Here is a 17,277-nt window from a genome sequence, read left to right as displayed (position 1 = left end):
GTCGCAATGTGTATCGACAAAGCGCATAGTTTTGTGTAGATCACCCTGTAGATCAATTGGATCGCGGAAAAGCCGGTTTCTCCGGAAGCGCCGAAAAATGGCCCAGTGACCGTCGATCGGCGGTGATCTACAGGGAACGGGGAGATCGCCATGCCGAAGGTCGAACTTACAGACAAATTCGTTCAGGCGGCCAAGCCCAAATCCGGTAGGAAAACCGACTATTTCGACACTGTCGTGAAGGGCCTTGTGCTTCGCGCATCCTCGGGCGGGCAAAAGACCTGGTATGTGGTCTACGGGCCGCCGTCAAAGCGGCAATGGTTGAAACTTGGCGCCTATCCGGACATACCGCTCGGCAGCGATAAGGGCGCTCGCCAGCGGGCGAAAGACACTCGGGCAAAGGTTGGCGACGGTGGCGACCCGGTCGCGGAGAAAAAGGCGCATAAGGCATCACAGACCGTTGCTGATCTAGTCGAAAACTATGTTAAGCGCCACGCCTCGACCAAGCGCAGCGGCGACGAGATCGCTCGGCGGCTGCGCAAGAACGTCTCCGGCTATGACGCCGAGGGCAGCAGGATTGAGGGCCGTTCCTCCGGTTGCGTTGGGGAGATCAAGCTAGCGGACCTTCACCGGCGCGACCTGACCAAGGCAATCGATGCGATCAAAGATCGTGGCGCGGGCACCGAGGCCAATCGTGTCTATGAGGATCTGCGGGCAATGGTCCGTTGGGCGCGTGGTCGCGGCGATCTCGACCATAATCTAACGGAAGGTATGCCCAAGCCGACCGCGACGACCGAACGCGACCGGGTTCTCACCGCCGACGAGATCAGGACGTTTTGGTACGCGCTGCCGGGAGCCGACATGCGGGAATCGACGCGGCGAATCATCCGGATGTGCTTGGTTACCGCTCAGCGCGTCGGGGAAATTGCCGGCATGGCCCTCGGTGAACTTGATCTTACGCGCGGCGTCTGGACCATCCCAGCGGCCAGATCAAAGAACAAGCGCGAGCATCAAGTGCCATTATCCAAAATGGCGATCGAGATCATCACCGGCCAAATCGCCGACGGTGAGGCGCTGGCAAAGCGGAAGGGCAGGGCGGTCTCGAAATTCGTGTTCTCGGCCCCTGGCGGCCGCGCCGCCGTTACCGGGGCGTCTGTCCCCAAGGCGATTAAGCGTGAGGAGATCATCAAGGGCGGCGTGGCAACTATCATGGGAATCGAGCCGTGGACGCCGCACGATCTTCGCCGGTCGGCTGCAACAGGCATGGAAGAGATTGGCATCTCGCCGTTTATTGTCGCGCACGTTCTTAACCACGTATCGATCACCAAAGGCACGGTCACTTCACGGGTCTACGCCCGCTATGACTACATGCGTGAAAAGCGACAAGCGCTTGAGCTTTGGGCAGATCGGCTTGCTGCAGTGATCGATGGCGGCGACGTGGCGCAGCTTAAAGCAGGGGTCGCAGCTTGACCCGAAGGAAGCTGTCAACTGTCGAAGCCCAAACCTTCTTGCGTCATGCCCGGCAAGCTGCAGCGCTCACCACAGAACAAGAGGAAACCATATCCGGCTTGGTCGAAGACGCCATCAATCAATACCAGGAGAACTGGCGTTCGGCTGTCAACGAAGAATGCAGCCGGCTCGAAAGGATATTGGATGGGCTGTGTGCGGCGCTGGCGCCAATCATAGCCGAAGGCTGGAAGTTTGCTGACGGCCTTCCTGCGCCATTCCACGATGAGGCAAGTGCATATCGATGGCTGAAGGCGGAAGGGGAACAACCTGCCTGGGTCGGCGGTGACGTTTTCCCAGCGCCGGAGAGAGATGAACACTTCGCGCTATACGGCGGGGACTGGATGACAACCGGCCTTTGGGAGCGGTACAAAAAAATACATTCGCAACTTTCGGATTTGCACGCCTACGGCGATTTCCGCTCGAAAGACCACTGGGCCAAGCCACCAGCGCCAGGATCCAGAATGCCGCTCATTGTTCAGGAATTGATCCATGGTCTCTGCCAGGTTTGGCATGACCACACGGACGCTCGATTAGGGCTGCCTCGGAGAGATCCTGATCCCGAGAATCCGCTATTGCGTTTTGTTGACGCTTGTTTGGCAATTGCGATCGGTGATGACCGGCCGGGCAAAGCCACACTGTTGGATTTCATAGCAAGGCGGAGTCGGCCCGAAATTCTCGAAAAGGGATAGCACCGCCCAAATTGCGGCGGCAGGGTGGACTCGGCGGCTCTCTGAAACGGCCGAAAAGTCCACGGTGACAGCCGGTTGCAACTAGGTGATCGTTCTCGCGGCAACATGAACGCGGGAGATAACTGATGCAGCAGCCTGATCCGCTAGGCGAGATCGATGATCTAGTTGATGAGGCAAGCGCTTGCCGCATCATCGGCGGCAAGAACTCGCCTATTCACCGCTCGACCCTGTGGCGTGGCATAAGCGCGGGCCGCTATTCTAAACCGCTGAAGGTCGGCCCAAACACAAATCGCTGGCGCCGCTTGGAGCTCATCGCCTGTCTCGAGAAAGCTGCCGCGGCGCGAGACATCGGCCCAGGATAAAGGGGCGCAGACCTGACGGCGAACGGCTTCCGATCATCTCCGGAGCCCGCACCTAGACAATCGCCTGTACCTTGACACCGACACCTCAAACAGACTGCCCAACGGTCGTGCTGCAGAGCTGATCAACGGGAGGACTACGCCCCATGGGTCGCCGCTCGAATTTCCCCCAGGTCGCAAAAGACCGCTACTGCACGCCGGCGATGGCGCTTCCGCCGCTGCTGATGCATCTGCCGGATGGCGTTCGCTACCTCGAGCCAACTGCCGGTAATGGCGCGCTAATCCGCGGCTTGGCCGAGAGCGGTCATATCTGCCAACTGGCAATCGATATCGACCCAACAGGACCGAATATCGCCCGTCGGGATGCCCTTTCGCTCACCACGGCCGACGTCGAAGGCATAGACATGATCATCGGCAACTTGCCGTGGTCTTGGGCGCTGTTCCAACCGCTTCTGGAGCATTTGCTGACGCTTGGGCTTCCAGTCTGGATCCTCCGCGACACTCCATGGCTATTTAACCGGCGCTCGTCAGCTTTTGTTTATCGCTGCGCGCTTGTGCAGCCGACGCGCCGACTGCGTTGGATACCAAACACGAGAAACACCGCAAAGGACGACTCCGCCTGGCACTTCTTCCCGCTTGGTCACCATGGCGGGCCACGTGTCAATCCGCGCGTCGACGAGTCACTCTGCTCGCGGAGCTCCCAGTGACCAATGAGAGGCACATCAGGTCGCAGAGAGGAGAGGTAAAACCGGCTGGCCAGTCGGATGATCAGTTTGAACGCGCTGTGCGGTGGTTGGCGGCAACCAATGAACCACCGCGCCCTCTTGTTCCGTATCTTCGCAAGACTTTTGGTCTGAGCGCCGCCGACGCGATCCGCGTTATCCGACGGGCGAATCCCCTGCGGGGGCGGCCGTGAGCAATGTCGACAAATCCGATGGGCGAGGGGGTAGCTGCAAGAAACAAGACCGCAAGCTGACTGGCAAGCATCTGGCAAACAAGGTCTTGGCAAACATCCGTATGACGGAGAGCCGACGCCGTGTTGCGGCCCAGTTAATCGACCATATGCACGGGGCAAACGGTCCGTGCTTTCCCGGCATGCGGCGCCTAGCGTACGTGACAGAGCATTCGCTTCCGACTGTTCGGTCCGCAATCGCATTCCTAACCGATCCAAGCGATCCAAACCGTCTGTTCGACAACTTGAACAGAGGGCAAGGAAAACGTCCGAATTATCGCCCGCGGTGGGAGCGCTTCAAGGCACTTGACGCCGAACTCGATGCAAGATCGCGGCGTCCAAGTGTGCAAGACGCGGCTAACAGTTCAAATCGTCTGACTGTTAGCCCTCCGTTTCACAGCGACTGTGAGCCAAGCGGCACCGCAACTGTTCAGAACCTGCCTAACAAAACCAATTTAAGAACCAAAGGCGCGCGGCCGGCCGCCCCTCAGGCGGCTAGGCCGGCTCGCGCGCCTAGCCACATTGCAGATAAAAATGTCGTTGAAGCCGTCCAGGTGAGGCGCGACACCGCTTTGGACGCTTTCCCCAATGAAATCCCGGTGCCCAGCTACTCCTTCGACCAGAAGACCGAAGGCGTTGAGCCGGCGTCGCCGGGCTCGCCCAGCCGCCTGGATGGCGGCTCGCCGGCTCCGCCTTCAGAGACGATGCACCAATCTTTATCGCAGCCACCCGCCTCACGTGGACCCGAGGAAGGTGCGCCACCGGTTGCGCTGCCCGGCCGAAAGCCGGTCCTGCCGCCAATCAATGATCCGGCCCTTTACAACCGCCTTACGAAGCGGTCGCGCAGGTGAACCCAACCGGCGCCCGGCGGATCCGGGCAAACACGGAGGTAGCAATGACGTTAGATCACAGGATTTCTGAAATGCGGAGGTTTATGCGCCAAGTACGAGCCAAGCCGCCAGTATGGAGCGAGTCAGCGCATGGCAGGACGCCAGATGTTCTGCCAAACCTGCCGCAAGAGATTGAGCCATTGCTCCGCGCAATTGAGAAATATCGCGCCACAATACAAGTGCTCGGCAAAGAAGAATTGGACGAGCTATGCGCAGACTTAGTCGGCCAGTTGCTGAACTGGCGCTATGGCGAAGACTGGAGATGCACTGCGATGGCCTTGTACCATTTGGTGAACGCGGAGTCGTTTCGCCGAGCAGATGAAAAGAGAACAGGCTAGCACGAAGGGGTGTGTTCCTCTGTATCGTTGAACAAGGATTGAAGATGCCAATCGCAAAAGAGGGTCGTGTCCCCACAGGTGGTGTAGCTCGGCGGTTACGAAGCCGCTCGCGAGCGCGCCGTTAGTCGCGCCGTAGCGAGCGAGCGGCTTTGCGGTGGTCATCGGCGCTTTCCGGTAGGGTTTGGTTGTTGACGCCAACCCAATTCGGAAGGACCACCGATGACCGACGACATGATGAACCTGCGCACGCTCGTGGAGAAGACCCCGGATGCCGATCTCCTGCGCGAGATGATCGGCTTTGCCGCCGAGCGGCTGATGGAAATGGAGGTTGGGGCCGCCACCGGCGCCGCCTATGGCGAGAAGAACCCGTTGCGCACGGCCCAGCGCAACGGCTATCGCGAGCGCGACTGGGAGACGCGCGCCGGCACCGTCGAGCTGCGCATCCCCAAGCTCAGGAAGGGCTCCTACTTCCCAGGTTTCCTCGAACCGCGCCGCATGGCCGAGAAGGCGCTGACCGCCGTCATCCAGGAAGCTTATGTGCAAGGCATCTCGACCCGCTCGGTTGACGACCTGGTCAAGGCCATGGGGATGAGCGGCATTTCGAAGAGCCAGGTCTCGCGGCTGTGCGAGGAGATCGACGGCAAGGTCAAAGCGTTCCTTGAAAGACCCATCGAGGGCGACTGGCCCTATCTGTGGATCGACGCCACCTACCTGAAGGTGCGCCGCGGCGGTCGCATCGTCTCGGTCGCCGTCATCCTCGCTGTCGGCGTCAACGCGGACGGTCGGCGCGAGGTGATGGGCATGGAGATTGGCACCTCGGAGGCCGAGCCGATCTGGACGGAGTTCCTGCGCAAGCTGACCCGCCGCGGCCTGCGCGGCGTCAAGCTCGTCGTCTCCGATGCCCATGAAGGCATCAAGGCGGCCGTCACCAAGGTGCTGTGCGCGACATGGCAGCGCTGCCGCGTCCACTTCATGAGGAACGTGCTGGCCCATGCCGGCAAGAGCGGCCGCAGGGTCGTCTCCGCTTTCATCGCCACCGCCTTCGCCCAGGAAACGCCCGAGGCCGCAAGCGTGCAATGGCGCGCCGTCGCCGACCAGATCCGGCCGAAGGTGCCGAAGTTGGCGACAATCATGGACGACGCCGAGCCCGACGTGCTGGCCTACATGACCTTCCCGAAAGAACACCGCGCCAAGCTGCACTCGACCAATCCGATCGAGCGTCTCAACGGCGAGATCAAGCGGCGCACCGAGGTCGTCGGAATCTTCCCGAACGACGATGCGATCGTGCGTCTGGTCGGCGCAATCCTGCTCGAACAGAACGATGAATGGGCAGTGCAGCGGGCCAGATATATGACTCTGGAAACGATCAGCCAGATGAGCGATGATCCCCTGATCAGCTTGCCAGCCGTGGCGCGCTGATCAGCCCGGCCCATGCCGGAGAGCACGGCGACCAATGCCGTCAGCTACACCACTCCCCGGGACACGATCCAAAAGAGCTTTTCAAAGTCAGGACGACCATTGCAGAATTCCATGGCTGCAAGGATGTCTCAATGCGATGGGTTGTTGGGTGCCGTCAGCGACCACCGGTTCCGTATACGGACGCTATCGGCGATTACCACCTCTCGGGCGATCCGTATGCGAGAGCGTGGATTAACGAATTGTTCACGACCGATGAAGCTGCCGCCCTCATTAAATATTTGACGGACGTACACCCGGACGACAGGCACAGCATCGAGAAGATAGAGCTTCCAGCTTCCGGCGACCTGTTTCCCATCAGTGCCGTCGCCATTGGCGGCCCACAAGGCTGTTACCCATTGTCGGGAGAGCAAACCTACGATCTACCGTTTGTGGTCGAAGGCTACTATGACCTCCGGTCGTATGAACCTCTGCCCGATCGCAAATCCGATTTGAATCGACGGAAAGCCTTTGCCCGCAGCACGTTCTTCGTCAAAGGCGACGGTGAGATCGTCAACGCTGCTGATCTCGAAAAGATCGAGCCGCTCCATTAAAGGGCGTCGACAAATCTGTGGTGTAAGCTTGGCATATTCGGTATTATGATACCGCTATGTCAAACGCCAGATTGAACATGCGGCAGGAGCGTTTCTGTCTTGGCCTCGCCGAGGGCCTCCCTCAATCGCGAGCCTATATCGAGGCCGGCTACACGGCGCGCGGCAATGCCGCTGAAGTGGAGGCTTCCAAGATGGTCAGGTTGCCTAAGGTGGCCACGCGCATCGCTGAGTTGCGAGCCGACGCCGCAAGGCGGTCAGAAATCACGGTCGACGATCTGGTTGCTGAACTTAACCTGATGTTGAAGCTCGCGCTGGCAACGAAGAACCCTGCCGCTGGCGTGACTGCTGTTATGGGCAAAGCGAAGCTGCTTGGGCTGATCATCGACAAGGCAGAGGTTGATACTGTTCTACGCAAGCCGGCGCGTTCGCCGACCGACGACACGCGTATGTCACTGGAGGAGTGGGAGCAGCGGTTCAAGCCCAACGCTGGTTCCGCAACTCGGCGGCACTAAGCCTTCCGCCGCGCGCCAGAGAAAGCGGAGCCCGCGAAAGAGACTGGGATCGTCTAGGGCTAGGCCAGAGACGCGAAACAAGCCGACCGACTTAGGATCGGCCCTGTTGAAATAAAATGAGCTTCGGCATTGACGCTGATGAATGTAGGATGTACATCCGTTCATATTCCTAATAAGGAGATGGACATGCCTACACGGACCGACGCACCTGCCGCCCCCTTTAAGTACACTGTCCCGTTTACTGCCTCCGCAAATGCTGCGTTGTTGGCGGCCGCCCAGGCTGAGCGGATGGAACCGACCGAAATCATCCAGCGCGCAACCATCAACTACCTCATCGACGCTGGACACATGCCCCAAGAGGAAGCTGATCGCTTCAAGCTGTTCTGGTGGCTGGTCGACGAAACCGTGCTTGCCGCCCAGAAAATTTGCCGGGACGGCGGTTTTTCTCGGTCTATCACGCTCGATGCCATTCACGCCTGCATGAATGACCCTAAATGGATCGAGAGGTATCGAACCTACGTCCGAGACGACATCTTTAAGAATGGCAATCCTGAAAAGGGCCCGATCAACCGCGAAATCGGCTTTCGGATTCGCGCCGGCATTGGTGGGGTGGTCGAAAAGACCCCTAAAGGCAAATCTGCAACCGTGAAGGTGCTGGGCGAAATCATCCAGAGCTACACGCCCATGGTCGATTATGACCGCGCCGTGTTTGGCCCTTCCAACGCCGCGTAACCGTGAAGCCGTCTGCACCAAGACGAGTGCGTATGTCACTCGCCTTAGTGCAGGATTCCTAAGTGTCGGGGCAAAGCGTCCGACATATCGAAGCCTTGCACAAATGCATCTTGCAAAGCCGTGTTTACAAGAGCCCGTGTCATCGCGGCCGCAAAAATCGCACTGTAAGTTTTACAGACGAGCGTATACATTCCTTACACCAACAAGGAAGTCGCCGATGAAGCCGGCAATCATTTATCTTCGCGTCTCAACCGACCGTCAGGGCAAGAGCGGCCTCGGCCTTGATGCCCAGCGCCAGTCAATCGCCCGCTTCGTCGAGGCCGAGGGGTTCGAGGTGGTCGGCGAGTTCGTCGAGGTCGAAACCGGCAAGGGCTCCGACGCCCTCGACAGGCGACCGCAGCTCAAGGCGGCGCTTGCTACCGCTCGCAAAGCCGATGCCCCGGTGATTGTCGCCAAATTGGACAGGCTCAGCCGCAACGTCCATTTCATCAGTGGCCTGATGGCTAAGCGGGTGCCGTTCATCGTTGCAGAGCTTGGTCCCAAGGTCGACAGCTTCATGTTGAACATCTATGCGGCGGTCGCCCAGCAGGAGCGCGAGTTGATCAGCCAGCGCACTAAGGAGGCCCTGTCAGCGGCAAAGGCGCGTGGAGTGAAGCTAGGTGGCCCGAACCTTCCTATGGCGCAGAAGAAATCACTCGCCGTTCGTATGCAGCAAGCGGACGCCTTTGCCGAGAATGTTATTCCGATCATCCGCGATATCCGCGCGACAGGAGCCTCGCTGCGCCAGACCGCTGCAGCGCTGAATGCTCGCGGCATCGCCACGGCACGGGGCGGAACGTGGACGGCCGTGCAGGTGACGGACATCGTCAATCGTGATGCTCGCTTGAGGTCCAATCAGCGCGAGCCAGTCGCTGTTGAGCCCCAAGATGAAGTGGCAGAAGGTGCTTCGTCTGGATCGCGGACCCCACTCGGCTCCCGCTGGTAGCCATGCGGAGGTGGCCCGCCCCCCCGGCGCGCAAGGCCGAAACAGCCGCGTCCGCCTCCAACCTCGGACCACCCTATTGGCGGGTCGGCACTTGAATATGTTATCGACATCTCGGTGGGGGCCGAGGCTGACCTGATGAACGACGCTTTCAAGGAAGTAGCTGCGCTGGTGGACGATTTTGATCGTCGATTGAGGCGCATCGAAGATGACGTGGCCCACATTCTGGAATTACTGCAGCAGAAGAGGGTAAATCCTCCCGAGGCTGACAACGTTCGCCTGAACAAAAGACTTGCTTACACGCTGCGTGAGGCGAGCGAGACTACGGGTCTTTCGAGGGCAAAATTGTATGGATTGTTTAAAGAGGGGAAATTGCGCCGGAGCAAGGCAGGTGGGCGCACGTTAATCCTGGCGACCGAGTTGGAGCGGTACTTGCGGGAGGTGAGCTAATCAACGGGTGCGAACGGGGCAGCCGCCTCACCGGCAAGCGTTGGACCAATCTCCCCGAACTCATCATCTTCAGAACGCCTTACTTGATGGCTCGGGCGTTTAAGCGCCCACATGACCAGACCATTTCGGTTCGAGTGGCCAACTGGACCGCATTGTCAGCAGACAGCGTGTCAGCCTCTCTGCGCACTCTCGGGGCGGTGCTACAGTCCGGCATGGTCGGCAGCTAATAGGACATAATCCATGCCCGCGATCACCCGCCGTACTCTTCTCGCGCTGACCGGCGCGGCGGCTGCTGTCGATCCCGTGTCCGCTGACGTAAGGACCTCGCCGAAGCTGCAGGCACTGATCGCGGCTCATGAGGCGGCCTATGCGGCGTTCCACCGCGTTGTTCATCGAGCGGGGAGCAACAGGGACGACCGCGACCGGGCCGACAAGGTCGAGCAAGAGGCACTGCTGGCCGTCTGCTCCTATCCGGCGATCAGCCGGGATGACCGCCGAGCCAAGGCGAAATATCTGCTCGCCGTTGAGGCTCGTGGCGAGCTTGATCTGGAAGAACACATGCAGGCCATCCTGCGCTCAACGATGCGGGGCTGATCGCGCCTCACCAGATCTCAAGGAGCGCAAAAGGTGACGGTGATGCGGCGAAGTACTTCCGCACAATGCATGGATCCGAACCGCGGGCGCTACAGCGCGAAGACAACTGCCGAAGAGGTTCGATAGCTGTAGGTAGGACAGCCCAAAACAGAACCAAGAGCAAAGGCTGCGCATCAGGCCAACCGCAGCCCGCTCGGGGGCTAGAGTCGACCCGCCACGCCTTTGATCGCTGCACACCTTGCCCCTGGCACCCTCGCTCACCGTTAACGGGGGGGGCGGCCGGCTTGACGATATAATTTGTGGGCGGCCTTCAGCTTAGCTGGTCGCGGAGCTGCAGGGCGGATTTGGGCGGTAATTTGTTTCAGATCGGGCATGCCCGCCGATCCATACCCATGTGCTGCGCGCGCGAACATGCTAACAGCATTTATCGCGTCAATCGGAGTGGAAAAAGTGCGATTTAATGTGGTCAATGTGCTTTCGATCGCCTATGCATAAATGCGTTAGACCGCTCACCTTGGACGGGATTTTGTGGCGCTGGTGATCACGACTTGTACGAACCGCAAACGCAAACCGGTCACAGATAGTCTCCGTGCGTCCTCTCTTCTGCAAGCAAATCTGGTCGAACTCGCAGGACGATGGTGTGATCGCCTGGCGCTGGCCAAGCCCAGATTCCCGGCCTCACAACTTTATGGGGGTAGGGCGTTCAGGGAGGCTACTGCCGCAGCACAGGCGATAGACGCGCGGCTGTACGTGGTCTCGGCTGGTCTGGGCTTGATCGCCGCCTCGGCCGAGGTTCCGTCTTATGCGTGTACGGTTTTGCTCGACGCTGATGACAGCATCGCTGCGCGCGTCACAGGGAGTTTTGTCCGTTCGGTATGGTGGAAAGAACTCAGCCGGTCCTCGCCATTTTCAGAGCTTCTCCGGCCCATCATTTCGCAATCCGATGGTCTGGTGTGCGCAGCACTTTCTGACGCTTACCTTGATATGATCAGTCTGGATCTGGTCGAGTTAGCGGCAATAGATCGGCACCGCCTTCGAATTTTTACTCGCACCCAAGTCGAGCGGATAGCGCCCGAGTTGCGGAGTTTCGTGATGCCGTACGATGATCGGCTCGACGGACCTGATAGCACGATGCGAGGCACGCGCAGTGACTTTGCCTCGCGGGCCCTTCGGCACTTCGTTGAGTATGTACACATTGCTTTCGGTAGCAATGACGCGGCAACGGACTCCCTGCACGTCACTGCCATGCTACGGGATTGGCGATATCCGGCAAGGGTTGAGCGGGAACGATGTGACGATGACGCGATGCGGCGTCTGATCAATGAACATTGGATTATGGCAAACGGTAGCACCGCCCGCCTTCTGCGGCTGTTCCGAGACGAACTAAATATCGCCTGCGAACAGGGCAGATTGGCGGGGCTGGTGCGCGAAGTCAGGGCGGAACGTTCATGACTGCAGTGGAGCATCTAAAAATTCGAGCTGTTCGTGCTGAACAAGGTGGAACCGGGGTTTTCGCATTCTTTCTTCAAGGCTCTGACATCACGCGCATCGCCGATATCAGTCGTATCCGTCGCGAGGAGCAAGAACTCAAGGGATTTCAGCGCGGCGTGATCCGTGAACATGTGAAGCAGATCACCGCTTTTCTGGACAGCGGTCCGGTGCTTTTCCCAAATGCCATCATCCTCGCAATGGCGCCCGAGGTGGAATTTGCATCGGCGCGCGGGCGAGCACCAGGAAATATCTGCGAGGTTGGGGACGCAGGTACGCTAACGATCCCGATTTACCCGGAGGGACGACGAGCAGCGTGGATCGTTGACGGTCAGCAACGCTCACTAGCACTTGCGGAGGCAAGGGATCGGTCGATTGCTGTCCCGGTAATCGGTTTTGTGTCAGCACAGCTTGCCACACAGCGAGAGCAATTCATTCTGGTAAACAAGGCGAAACCGCTTCCTACGCGTTTGATAAATGAGTTGCTTCCGGAGGTCAGCGTTCTTCTACCGCGTGACCTTGCTGCGCGTCAGTTGCCAAGTGCGCTTTGCGAGGCGCTCAACACAGATCCAAGTTCGCCATTCTACGGACTGATCCGCCGCGAATCTGACGGCAAGGACAAGGTCGGCATCGTCACCGACAATTCGCTCATCGAAACGATGCGCATGAGCCTCAAAACGCCAGCGGGGGCGCTCGGCCAATTTAAGCACAATGGACGTGGCAACGACACAGAGGCAATGTATGAGGCCCTGTTGCTCTATTGGTCAGCGGTCCGCGATACGTTCCCCGACGCTTGGGGTAGGCCCCCGGTTGAGAGCCGTCTTATGCACAGCGCAGGTATAAGAGCGATGGGCGCGCTGATGGACCCTATCATGCTTCGGGCCGATGCTGCGTCCGATCGCGTGGCGGCGGTTCGCGCCACACTCAAGCGCCTCGCGCCTCATTGCGCGTGGACGAGCGGTTCTTGGAAGGGCCTCGGTATTGACTGGAACGATATCCAGTCAACGTCGCAGCACATCAGCAAGCTTAGCGATCATCTGATGCACCTCGAGCGTGACCTCGCGCGAGGCGTCGCATGAAATTCATCTTTGCTGACAGCCTGGACTATGTAGATCCCGCATTCGACTTCATAGCCGATCGCAGTCCGGCGGAGCGGCAACCCTATTGGGACGATGCTTATCCGCACGAGATCTTGGGCTATGCGCCTTATGATGGAGTGCTGGTGTCGCGCGGTATTGTTGGAGACCACCGTGTGAAGGGCAAATACACGGCGAGCCAGGCGCGGCGCTTTGGCTTGGTTGGTGTCCGCAAATTTCTCCGCCTCGACAAGCCAGAGTTCACGCATTTGGACATCTTCGGCGACTGCGGCGCCTTCACCTATGTCAACGAAGAGCGTCCGCCATACACCCCGGCAGAAATGGCCGAGTTTTATGACGAGTGCGGCTTCACTCACGGCTGTTCCGTCGACCATGTCATATTTGACTTCGATCCCGCCGGCGTCGGGATGGAAGGTGGGGCTACCGATGCTAAGCAACGATTCGACATAACGCTTGAGAACGCCGATCACTTTCAGCGTGAAGCCGCGCAGATGGGTGCGAGTTTCACGCCGCTGGGGGTCGTTCAGGGATGGTCACCGGGCAGTATGGCCGAAGCCGCGCGGAGGCTCGTCACCATGGGGTACGAGTATCTGGCAATCGGCGGCATGGTTCCGCTCAAGTCGCCGGAGATCAAGATTTGCCTAGACGCTATTCGCGCCGCGGTGCCAGCCTCAACCAAGCTTCATATTCTAGGTTTCGCTAAGGCTGACGATATCGACAGCTTCCACGGTTACGACATCGCCAGCTTTGATACGACATCGCCGCTGATACGAGCGTTCAAGGATGCCAAGAAGAATTATTATCTTCCGGGCGACGGGCTCGCGCTGCGGTACTTCACGTCGATCCGAGTGCCGCAGGCGATCGAAAATCCTAGGCTCCAGCGTAGCGTAAAAAGGGGAATGTTCCGCGCCGAGGATTTGGTCCGCATGGAGGGGGCGGCGCTTGGATCGCTTCGCGCCTTCGATCGCGGCGAAGCCGATCTTGAAGAGACGCTGCATAATGTTCTCGCCTACAGTGCGCCGCTATTTGAAGAGAAGCCGTACGAAGACTGCAAAAACAGTCCAGCGCTTTTGCAACTCGCGAAGCGCTATCGGGAAACCCTGTCGGAACGGCCATGGCAGCAATGTCCTTGCTCGATATGCGCGGCCACGTCGGTAGAGGTAATCATCTTCCGCGGCAGCAATCGCAACAAACGCCGCGGGATTCACAATCTCGCTGTCTACAAAAATCATATTGAACGATTGGATTTGAAGCGTGCTGTCAATCGAACCGATGAAATATCTCGCTGTCTGTGCCCAGCAGAGTCCTGAGCATCAGGTACTCACCTTCGCGGCGAAAGCTGCTGACGTCTTGCGCTTTGCGTCGATTGAGCGCATTGGCCGCGATGCACAGGGCGAACTCAGCGGGTTCCAGCGACCGCAGGTTGCAGCCCACATTCGAGAAATTCGCGACTATCTCGAAAAGCCAAATGCTGTGCTCCCCAACCCTATTGTAGTCGCGTTCACCGATCGCGTCGCAATTGATGATCTTGGCAACGGGGCCGCTACGCTCACAATCGACATCAGCGGGGGCACGCCCGGGCTCATTGTCGATGGTCAACAACGCCTTTCGGCGCTTACCCAGATTGATCGCGACTTCCAGGTCTTTGTTTCGGCACTGATCTGCCGTGATGATGCAGAACTACGGCGCCAGTTCGTGCTCATCAACAACACTCGACCGCTACCCAAGTCGCTCATCTACGAACTGCTACCGACGGTCGACGACTTGCCGCCGCGCCTTAGCCGGCGGTCCATGGCGGCGAACCTGACCGCGCGCCTCAATTTCGAGAATACCGCGCTGAAAGGCTACATTAAGCAACACACATCCCCGGGCGGTATCATCGCTGATACGGTTATCCAGAAAATAATCATGGAATCGCTTGCAAACGGTGTGATGCGCGAGCTGATAAAATCGCATGACGGTGAAACGAGTTGCGTCCGACTTATCTCGAACTTCTTCGACGGAGTGAAGCGAGCGTTTCCCGAGGCCTGGCATGGCCACAACCCCAGTTCGTCGCGCCTGTTACATGGTGCTGGCATTCAGGCGATGGGGGATGTCATGGAAGTGTTGGCGCAGCGCGGGAGCGCTCGCACCGTCAACGACTTTCAAGATGGCCTCCAGTGTCTCAGGGGCAAAACCGCTTGGACCGAAGGTAAATGGGAGTTGGGCGGGGAGGTTCGAGGCTGGAACGCGCTTCAGAACGTCAATCGCGATATCTCGCTCCTGAAACACTATCTTGTCGGCGTCGTGAAGGCAGATCAGCGCCGGAGGCGCAAAGCGGCGCCGACTCCACTCCTCGATAGGGCAGTTGGCTAACGATGAGCTACGCAGTTAAGGAAATATTCTACACTCTCCAAGGTGAAGGCCGTCAGGCCGGACGCGCGGCCGTTTTTTGCCGTTTCGCGGGATGTAACCTTTGGTCCGGCAGGGAGGCGGATCGCCTCAAGGCCGTGTGCCAGTTCTGCGACACCGATTTTGTGGGCACGGATGGCGACGGTGGTGGTCGCTTTGTAACATGCGACGACCTAGCAAGCGCCATCGAGGCAAAATGGTCTCCGTCACTGTCTCAACGCAGGTTCGTCGTATTGACAGGCGGCGAACCGCTCCTCCAAATCGACCCGCCTCTCATCGATGCCCTGCACGACAAGGAATTCGAGATCGCCGTCGAAACCAACGGTACGCTCACGCCACCCCCAGGGATCGACTGGGTTTGCGTCAGTCCAAAGTCAGGCGCTGAAATCGCGATTAAAACCGGAAACGAACTCAAGTTGGTATTTCCGCAGGTGGGCGCAGAACCGCAGCGCTTTGAAGCGCTGGCCTTCGATCATTTTCTGCTCCAGCCAATGGATGGGCCTGATCGCGTATCGAATACCCAGGACGCGGTCGCCTATTGCCTAGCGAACCCCCGTTGGCAACTCAGCCTGCAAACTCACAAGCAACTTGGAATCAGATGAAAATAACTCAGGCATTCACCTTCGAAGCCGCCCATAGGTTGCCCCATGTGCCGTTGACGCACCGCTGTCACCGCCTGCATGGCCATTCCTATCGAATCGAACTCCGCCTCGAGGGCCCCGTTGACGCTATCACCGGCTTTGTCGTCGATTTCTTCGACGTGGAGGCTGCCTTTAATCCACTGCTCCTTCAGCTCGACCATTATTGTCTCAACGATGTCGAAGGCTTGGAAAACCCCACTGCCGAAAACATTGCGATATGGATCTGGAACCGCATCAAGCCTGCGGTTCCGCAGACGTCTGCCGTTGTCGTCTACGAGACGCCAGATTGCTGGGCTGAATATGAAGGCTGAACAGGAATCCCAGATGGAAGAGTCGAAGGCCATTGTTCTGTTTTCCGGTGGGCAGGATTCGACCACGTGTCTTGCCTGGGCGCTTGAGCGGTTTGCGCACGTCGAGACGATTGGGTTCGACTATGGCCAGCGCCATCGGGTCGAACTTGAGGTTCGTCCGCAAGTGTTGGGCGCCATACGCAACCAATTTCCCCGATGGGAACGCAAACTGGGGGAGGATCGTGTACTTGATCTCAGCGTTTTCGGCCAAATCAGCGATACGGCGCTAACTCGTGACGTCGAAATCGCCATGCTTGCCAATGGCCTTCCCAATACTTTCGTGCCAGGTCGCAATCTGCTGTTCATGATTTTTGCAGCAGCCTTCGCTTATCGCCGTGGCGCGCAACACTTAGTCACTGGCGTCTGCGAGACCGACTATTCGGGGTACCCTGATTGCCGGGATGACACGATGAAGGCGATGCAAATCGCCCTGAACTTAGGGATGGACCAACGCTTCGTCATTCACACCCCTTTGATGTGGATCGACAAAGCTGAAACCTGGCGCCTAGCACAAAGTCTCGGTGGAGCTGTGCTCGTGGACTTGATCCGCGACGAAACGCAGACCTGCTACAATGGCAATCGTGTTGATCAGCGCGACTGGGGATACGGCTGCGGTACATGCCCGGCTTGCGAGTTGCGCGCGCAAGGATATCGACAGTTTGTTGAACGAGATGCAACGCCACCGTTGACGGAGAAAGTTTCCAATGGCTGACGTCGACCGCCTCCGTATGACGGAAGGAGTTGTGTTCGCTTCGTGCTTTGCTGGGTGTATCCCGCTGGCCAACTGGCTAATCGGGAATGTTGGGACGACCTGCATACCGAATGGTCCATGTTTGATTCCCGTGGCGCCCGGAATTGAGGCTCCTAGCGGTGTGTTGGCGGTCGGTCTCGCCTTGGTGCTGCGCGACCTTGTTCAGCGTCGACTTGGACTAAGATGGGCCGCCGCCGCGATTGTGATTGGTGCCTTGTTGTCAGCGAGTTTTGCACCGCCAGCACTGGTCGTCGCTTCCACTATCGCTTTTCTGTTGTCGGAAATTGCTGACTTAGCAGTCTACACTCCGCTGCAGCGCCGGGGATTCATCCGCGCCGCTGTCGCAAGCAGCATGGTGGGGCTTGTCATCGACAGCATCGTGTTTCTCGGCCTGGCGTTCGGTTCTGTTGAATTCTTGGCAGGACAAGTCGTAGGTAAGGCCTGGATGGTATTGGCCGCCCTTCCATTCCTGGCATTGCTGCGCGCGCGAGACCGTCGACTCGGCCTTATGCCGGCTTGAAATCTGGAGACCTGCTGTTCATAGCA

The 17,277-nt window shown here is 58.7% G+C and carries 20 protein-coding genes; all 20 read left to right on the top strand.

Annotation, left to right across the window (positions count from 1 at the left end; translation table 11 throughout):
• Positions 1 to 150 precede the first annotated feature (150 nt).
• The 20 genes from LB541_RS16320 to LB541_RS16225 all read left to right on the top strand — a co-directional run bounded on the left by LB541_RS16320 (position 151) and on the right by LB541_RS16225 (position 17,251).
• Positions 151 to 1,467, top strand: a complete 1,317-nt coding sequence (locus LB541_RS16320) for a tyrosine-type recombinase/integrase (RefSeq protein ID WP_140665226.1) — start codon at positions 151 to 153, stop codon at positions 1,465 to 1,467.
• A complete protein-coding gene (locus tag LB541_RS16315) occupies positions 1,464 to 2,195 on the top strand; it encodes a hypothetical protein (protein ID WP_140665223.1) in 732 nt (243 codons plus the stop codon). Before LB541_RS16320 ends, LB541_RS16315 begins: the two co-directional genes overlap by 4 nt.
• Before the next feature lie 125 nt (positions 2,196 to 2,320).
• Complete coding sequence (locus tag LB541_RS16310) at positions 2,321 to 2,557, top strand: helix-turn-helix transcriptional regulator (protein WP_224618983.1); 237 nt, start codon at positions 2,321 to 2,323, stop codon at positions 2,555 to 2,557.
• Positions 2,558 to 2,700: 143 nt separating this feature from the next.
• Complete coding sequence (locus tag LB541_RS16305; RefSeq protein ID WP_140665218.1) at positions 2,701 to 3,261, top strand: hypothetical protein; 561 nt, start codon at positions 2,701 to 2,703, stop codon at positions 3,259 to 3,261.
• A 1,140-nt stretch (positions 3,262 to 4,401) separates the two neighbouring features.
• On the top strand, positions 4,402 to 4,734 hold the full coding sequence (locus LB541_RS16300; RefSeq protein ID WP_140665215.1) for a hypothetical protein: 333 nt from the start codon (positions 4,402 to 4,404) through the stop codon (positions 4,732 to 4,734).
• A 219-nt stretch (positions 4,735 to 4,953) separates the two neighbouring features.
• Positions 4,954 to 6,153: an IS256 family transposase gene (locus tag LB541_RS16295; RefSeq protein ID WP_140584734.1), complete on the top strand. Its 1,200-nt coding sequence runs from the start codon at positions 4,954 to 4,956 to the stop codon at positions 6,151 to 6,153.
• 239 nt (positions 6,154 to 6,392) lie between these two features.
• Positions 6,393 to 6,743 (top strand): hypothetical protein, encoded by a 351-nt coding sequence (locus tag LB541_RS16290; protein WP_224618980.1) that lies wholly within the window; start codon positions 6,393 to 6,395, stop codon positions 6,741 to 6,743.
• A gap of 56 nt (positions 6,744 to 6,799) precedes the next feature.
• On the top strand, positions 6,800 to 7,255 hold the full coding sequence (locus tag LB541_RS16285) for a terminase small subunit (RefSeq protein ID WP_140665208.1): 456 nt from the start codon (positions 6,800 to 6,802) through the stop codon (positions 7,253 to 7,255).
• A gap of 186 nt (positions 7,256 to 7,441) precedes the next feature.
• Positions 7,442 to 7,987, top strand: a complete 546-nt coding sequence (locus tag LB541_RS16280) for a hypothetical protein (RefSeq protein ID WP_140665204.1) — start codon at positions 7,442 to 7,444, stop codon at positions 7,985 to 7,987.
• Between the two features lie 217 nt (positions 7,988 to 8,204).
• Positions 8,205 to 8,972, top strand: coding sequence for a recombinase family protein (locus LB541_RS16275; protein WP_140665202.1), 768 nt, complete (start codon positions 8,205 to 8,207; stop codon positions 8,970 to 8,972).
• Between the two features lie 135 nt (positions 8,973 to 9,107).
• Positions 9,108 to 9,419 (top strand): helix-turn-helix domain-containing protein, encoded by a 312-nt coding sequence (locus LB541_RS16270; RefSeq protein ID WP_140665199.1) that lies wholly within the window; start codon positions 9,108 to 9,110, stop codon positions 9,417 to 9,419.
• A gap of 240 nt (positions 9,420 to 9,659) precedes the next feature.
• A complete protein-coding gene (locus LB541_RS16265; protein ID WP_140665197.1) occupies positions 9,660 to 10,013 on the top strand; it encodes a hypothetical protein in 354 nt (117 codons plus the stop codon).
• Between the two features lie 528 nt (positions 10,014 to 10,541).
• A complete protein-coding gene (locus tag LB541_RS16260) occupies positions 10,542 to 11,465 on the top strand; it encodes a hypothetical protein (protein WP_140665194.1) in 924 nt (307 codons plus the stop codon).
• Positions 11,462 to 12,580, top strand: a complete 1,119-nt coding sequence (gene dbpB / locus LB541_RS16255) for a DGQHR domain-containing protein DpdB (RefSeq protein WP_140665191.1) — start codon at positions 11,462 to 11,464, stop codon at positions 12,578 to 12,580. Before LB541_RS16260 ends, dbpB (LB541_RS16255) begins: the two co-directional genes overlap by 4 nt.
• Positions 12,577 to 13,908, top strand: a complete 1,332-nt coding sequence (gene dpdA / locus LB541_RS16250; protein WP_140665189.1) for a tRNA-guanine transglycosylase DpdA — start codon at positions 12,577 to 12,579, stop codon at positions 13,906 to 13,908. The genes dbpB (LB541_RS16255) and dpdA overlap by 4 nt, the downstream gene beginning before the upstream one ends.
• Positions 13,853 to 14,953 carry a DGQHR domain-containing protein DpdB gene (gene dbpB, locus LB541_RS16245; protein ID WP_224618979.1) on the top strand — a complete coding sequence of 367 codons (1,101 nt, stop codon included), beginning with the start codon at positions 13,853 to 13,855 and terminating at the stop codon, positions 14,951 to 14,953. The genes dpdA and dbpB (LB541_RS16245) overlap by 56 nt, the downstream gene beginning before the upstream one ends.
• 2 nt (positions 14,954 to 14,955) lie before the next feature.
• Positions 14,956 to 15,591: a 7-carboxy-7-deazaguanine synthase gene (queE, locus tag LB541_RS16240; protein WP_140665186.1), complete on the top strand. Its 636-nt coding sequence runs from the start codon at positions 14,956 to 14,958 to the stop codon at positions 15,589 to 15,591.
• Positions 15,588 to 15,941 carry a 6-carboxytetrahydropterin synthase QueD gene (gene queD / locus LB541_RS16235; RefSeq protein WP_140564067.1) on the top strand — a complete coding sequence of 118 codons (354 nt, stop codon included), beginning with the start codon at positions 15,588 to 15,590 and terminating at the stop codon, positions 15,939 to 15,941. Before queE ends, queD begins: the two co-directional genes overlap by 4 nt.
• 13 nt (positions 15,942 to 15,954) lie before the next feature.
• On the top strand, positions 15,955 to 16,692 hold the full coding sequence (queC, locus tag LB541_RS16230; RefSeq protein WP_140665184.1) for a 7-cyano-7-deazaguanine synthase QueC: 738 nt from the start codon (positions 15,955 to 15,957) through the stop codon (positions 16,690 to 16,692).
• Positions 16,685 to 17,251 (top strand): VUT family protein, encoded by a 567-nt coding sequence (locus LB541_RS16225; protein WP_140665181.1) that lies wholly within the window; start codon positions 16,685 to 16,687, stop codon positions 17,249 to 17,251. The genes queC and LB541_RS16225 overlap by 8 nt, the downstream gene beginning before the upstream one ends.
• The last annotated feature ends 26 nt before the right edge of the window (positions 17,252 to 17,277 follow it).

Origin of the sequence: Mesorhizobium sp. BR1-1-15 (assembly GCF_020165475.1) — a bacterium.
Classification (GTDB): Bacteria; Pseudomonadota; Alphaproteobacteria; order Rhizobiales; family Rhizobiaceae; genus Mesorhizobium.
This window is presented reverse-complemented; position numbering and strand designations above follow the sequence as displayed.

Coding starts and splice junctions, on each gene's coding strand:
- LB541_RS16320 (WP_140665226.1), top strand. CDS start 151: ATGCCGAAGGTCGAACTTACAGACAAATTCGTTCAGGCGGCCAAGCCC.
- LB541_RS16310 (WP_224618983.1), top strand. CDS start 2,321: ATGCAGCAGCCTGATCCGCTAGGCGAGATCGATGATCTAGTTGATGAG.
- LB541_RS16305 (WP_140665218.1), top strand. CDS start 2,701: ATGGGTCGCCGCTCGAATTTCCCCCAGGTCGCAAAAGACCGCTACTGC.
- LB541_RS16300 (WP_140665215.1), top strand. CDS start 4,402: ATGACGTTAGATCACAGGATTTCTGAAATGCGGAGGTTTATGCGCCAA.
- LB541_RS16295 (WP_140584734.1), top strand. CDS start 4,954: ATGACCGACGACATGATGAACCTGCGCACGCTCGTGGAGAAGACCCCG.
- LB541_RS16285 (WP_140665208.1), top strand. CDS start 6,800: ATGTCAAACGCCAGATTGAACATGCGGCAGGAGCGTTTCTGTCTTGGC.
- LB541_RS16280 (WP_140665204.1), top strand. CDS start 7,442: ATGCCTACACGGACCGACGCACCTGCCGCCCCCTTTAAGTACACTGTC.
- LB541_RS16275 (WP_140665202.1), top strand. CDS start 8,205: ATGAAGCCGGCAATCATTTATCTTCGCGTCTCAACCGACCGTCAGGGC.
- LB541_RS16270 (WP_140665199.1), top strand. CDS start 9,108: ATGAACGACGCTTTCAAGGAAGTAGCTGCGCTGGTGGACGATTTTGAT.
- LB541_RS16265 (WP_140665197.1), top strand. CDS start 9,660: ATGCCCGCGATCACCCGCCGTACTCTTCTCGCGCTGACCGGCGCGGCG.
- dbpB (WP_140665191.1), top strand. CDS start 11,462: ATGACTGCAGTGGAGCATCTAAAAATTCGAGCTGTTCGTGCTGAACAA.
- dpdA (WP_140665189.1), top strand. CDS start 12,577: ATGAAATTCATCTTTGCTGACAGCCTGGACTATGTAGATCCCGCATTC.
- queE (WP_140665186.1), top strand. CDS start 14,956: ATGAGCTACGCAGTTAAGGAAATATTCTACACTCTCCAAGGTGAAGGC.
- queD (WP_140564067.1), top strand. CDS start 15,588: ATGAAAATAACTCAGGCATTCACCTTCGAAGCCGCCCATAGGTTGCCC.
- queC (WP_140665184.1), top strand. CDS start 15,955: ATGGAAGAGTCGAAGGCCATTGTTCTGTTTTCCGGTGGGCAGGATTCG.
- LB541_RS16225 (WP_140665181.1), top strand. CDS start 16,685: ATGGCTGACGTCGACCGCCTCCGTATGACGGAAGGAGTTGTGTTCGCT.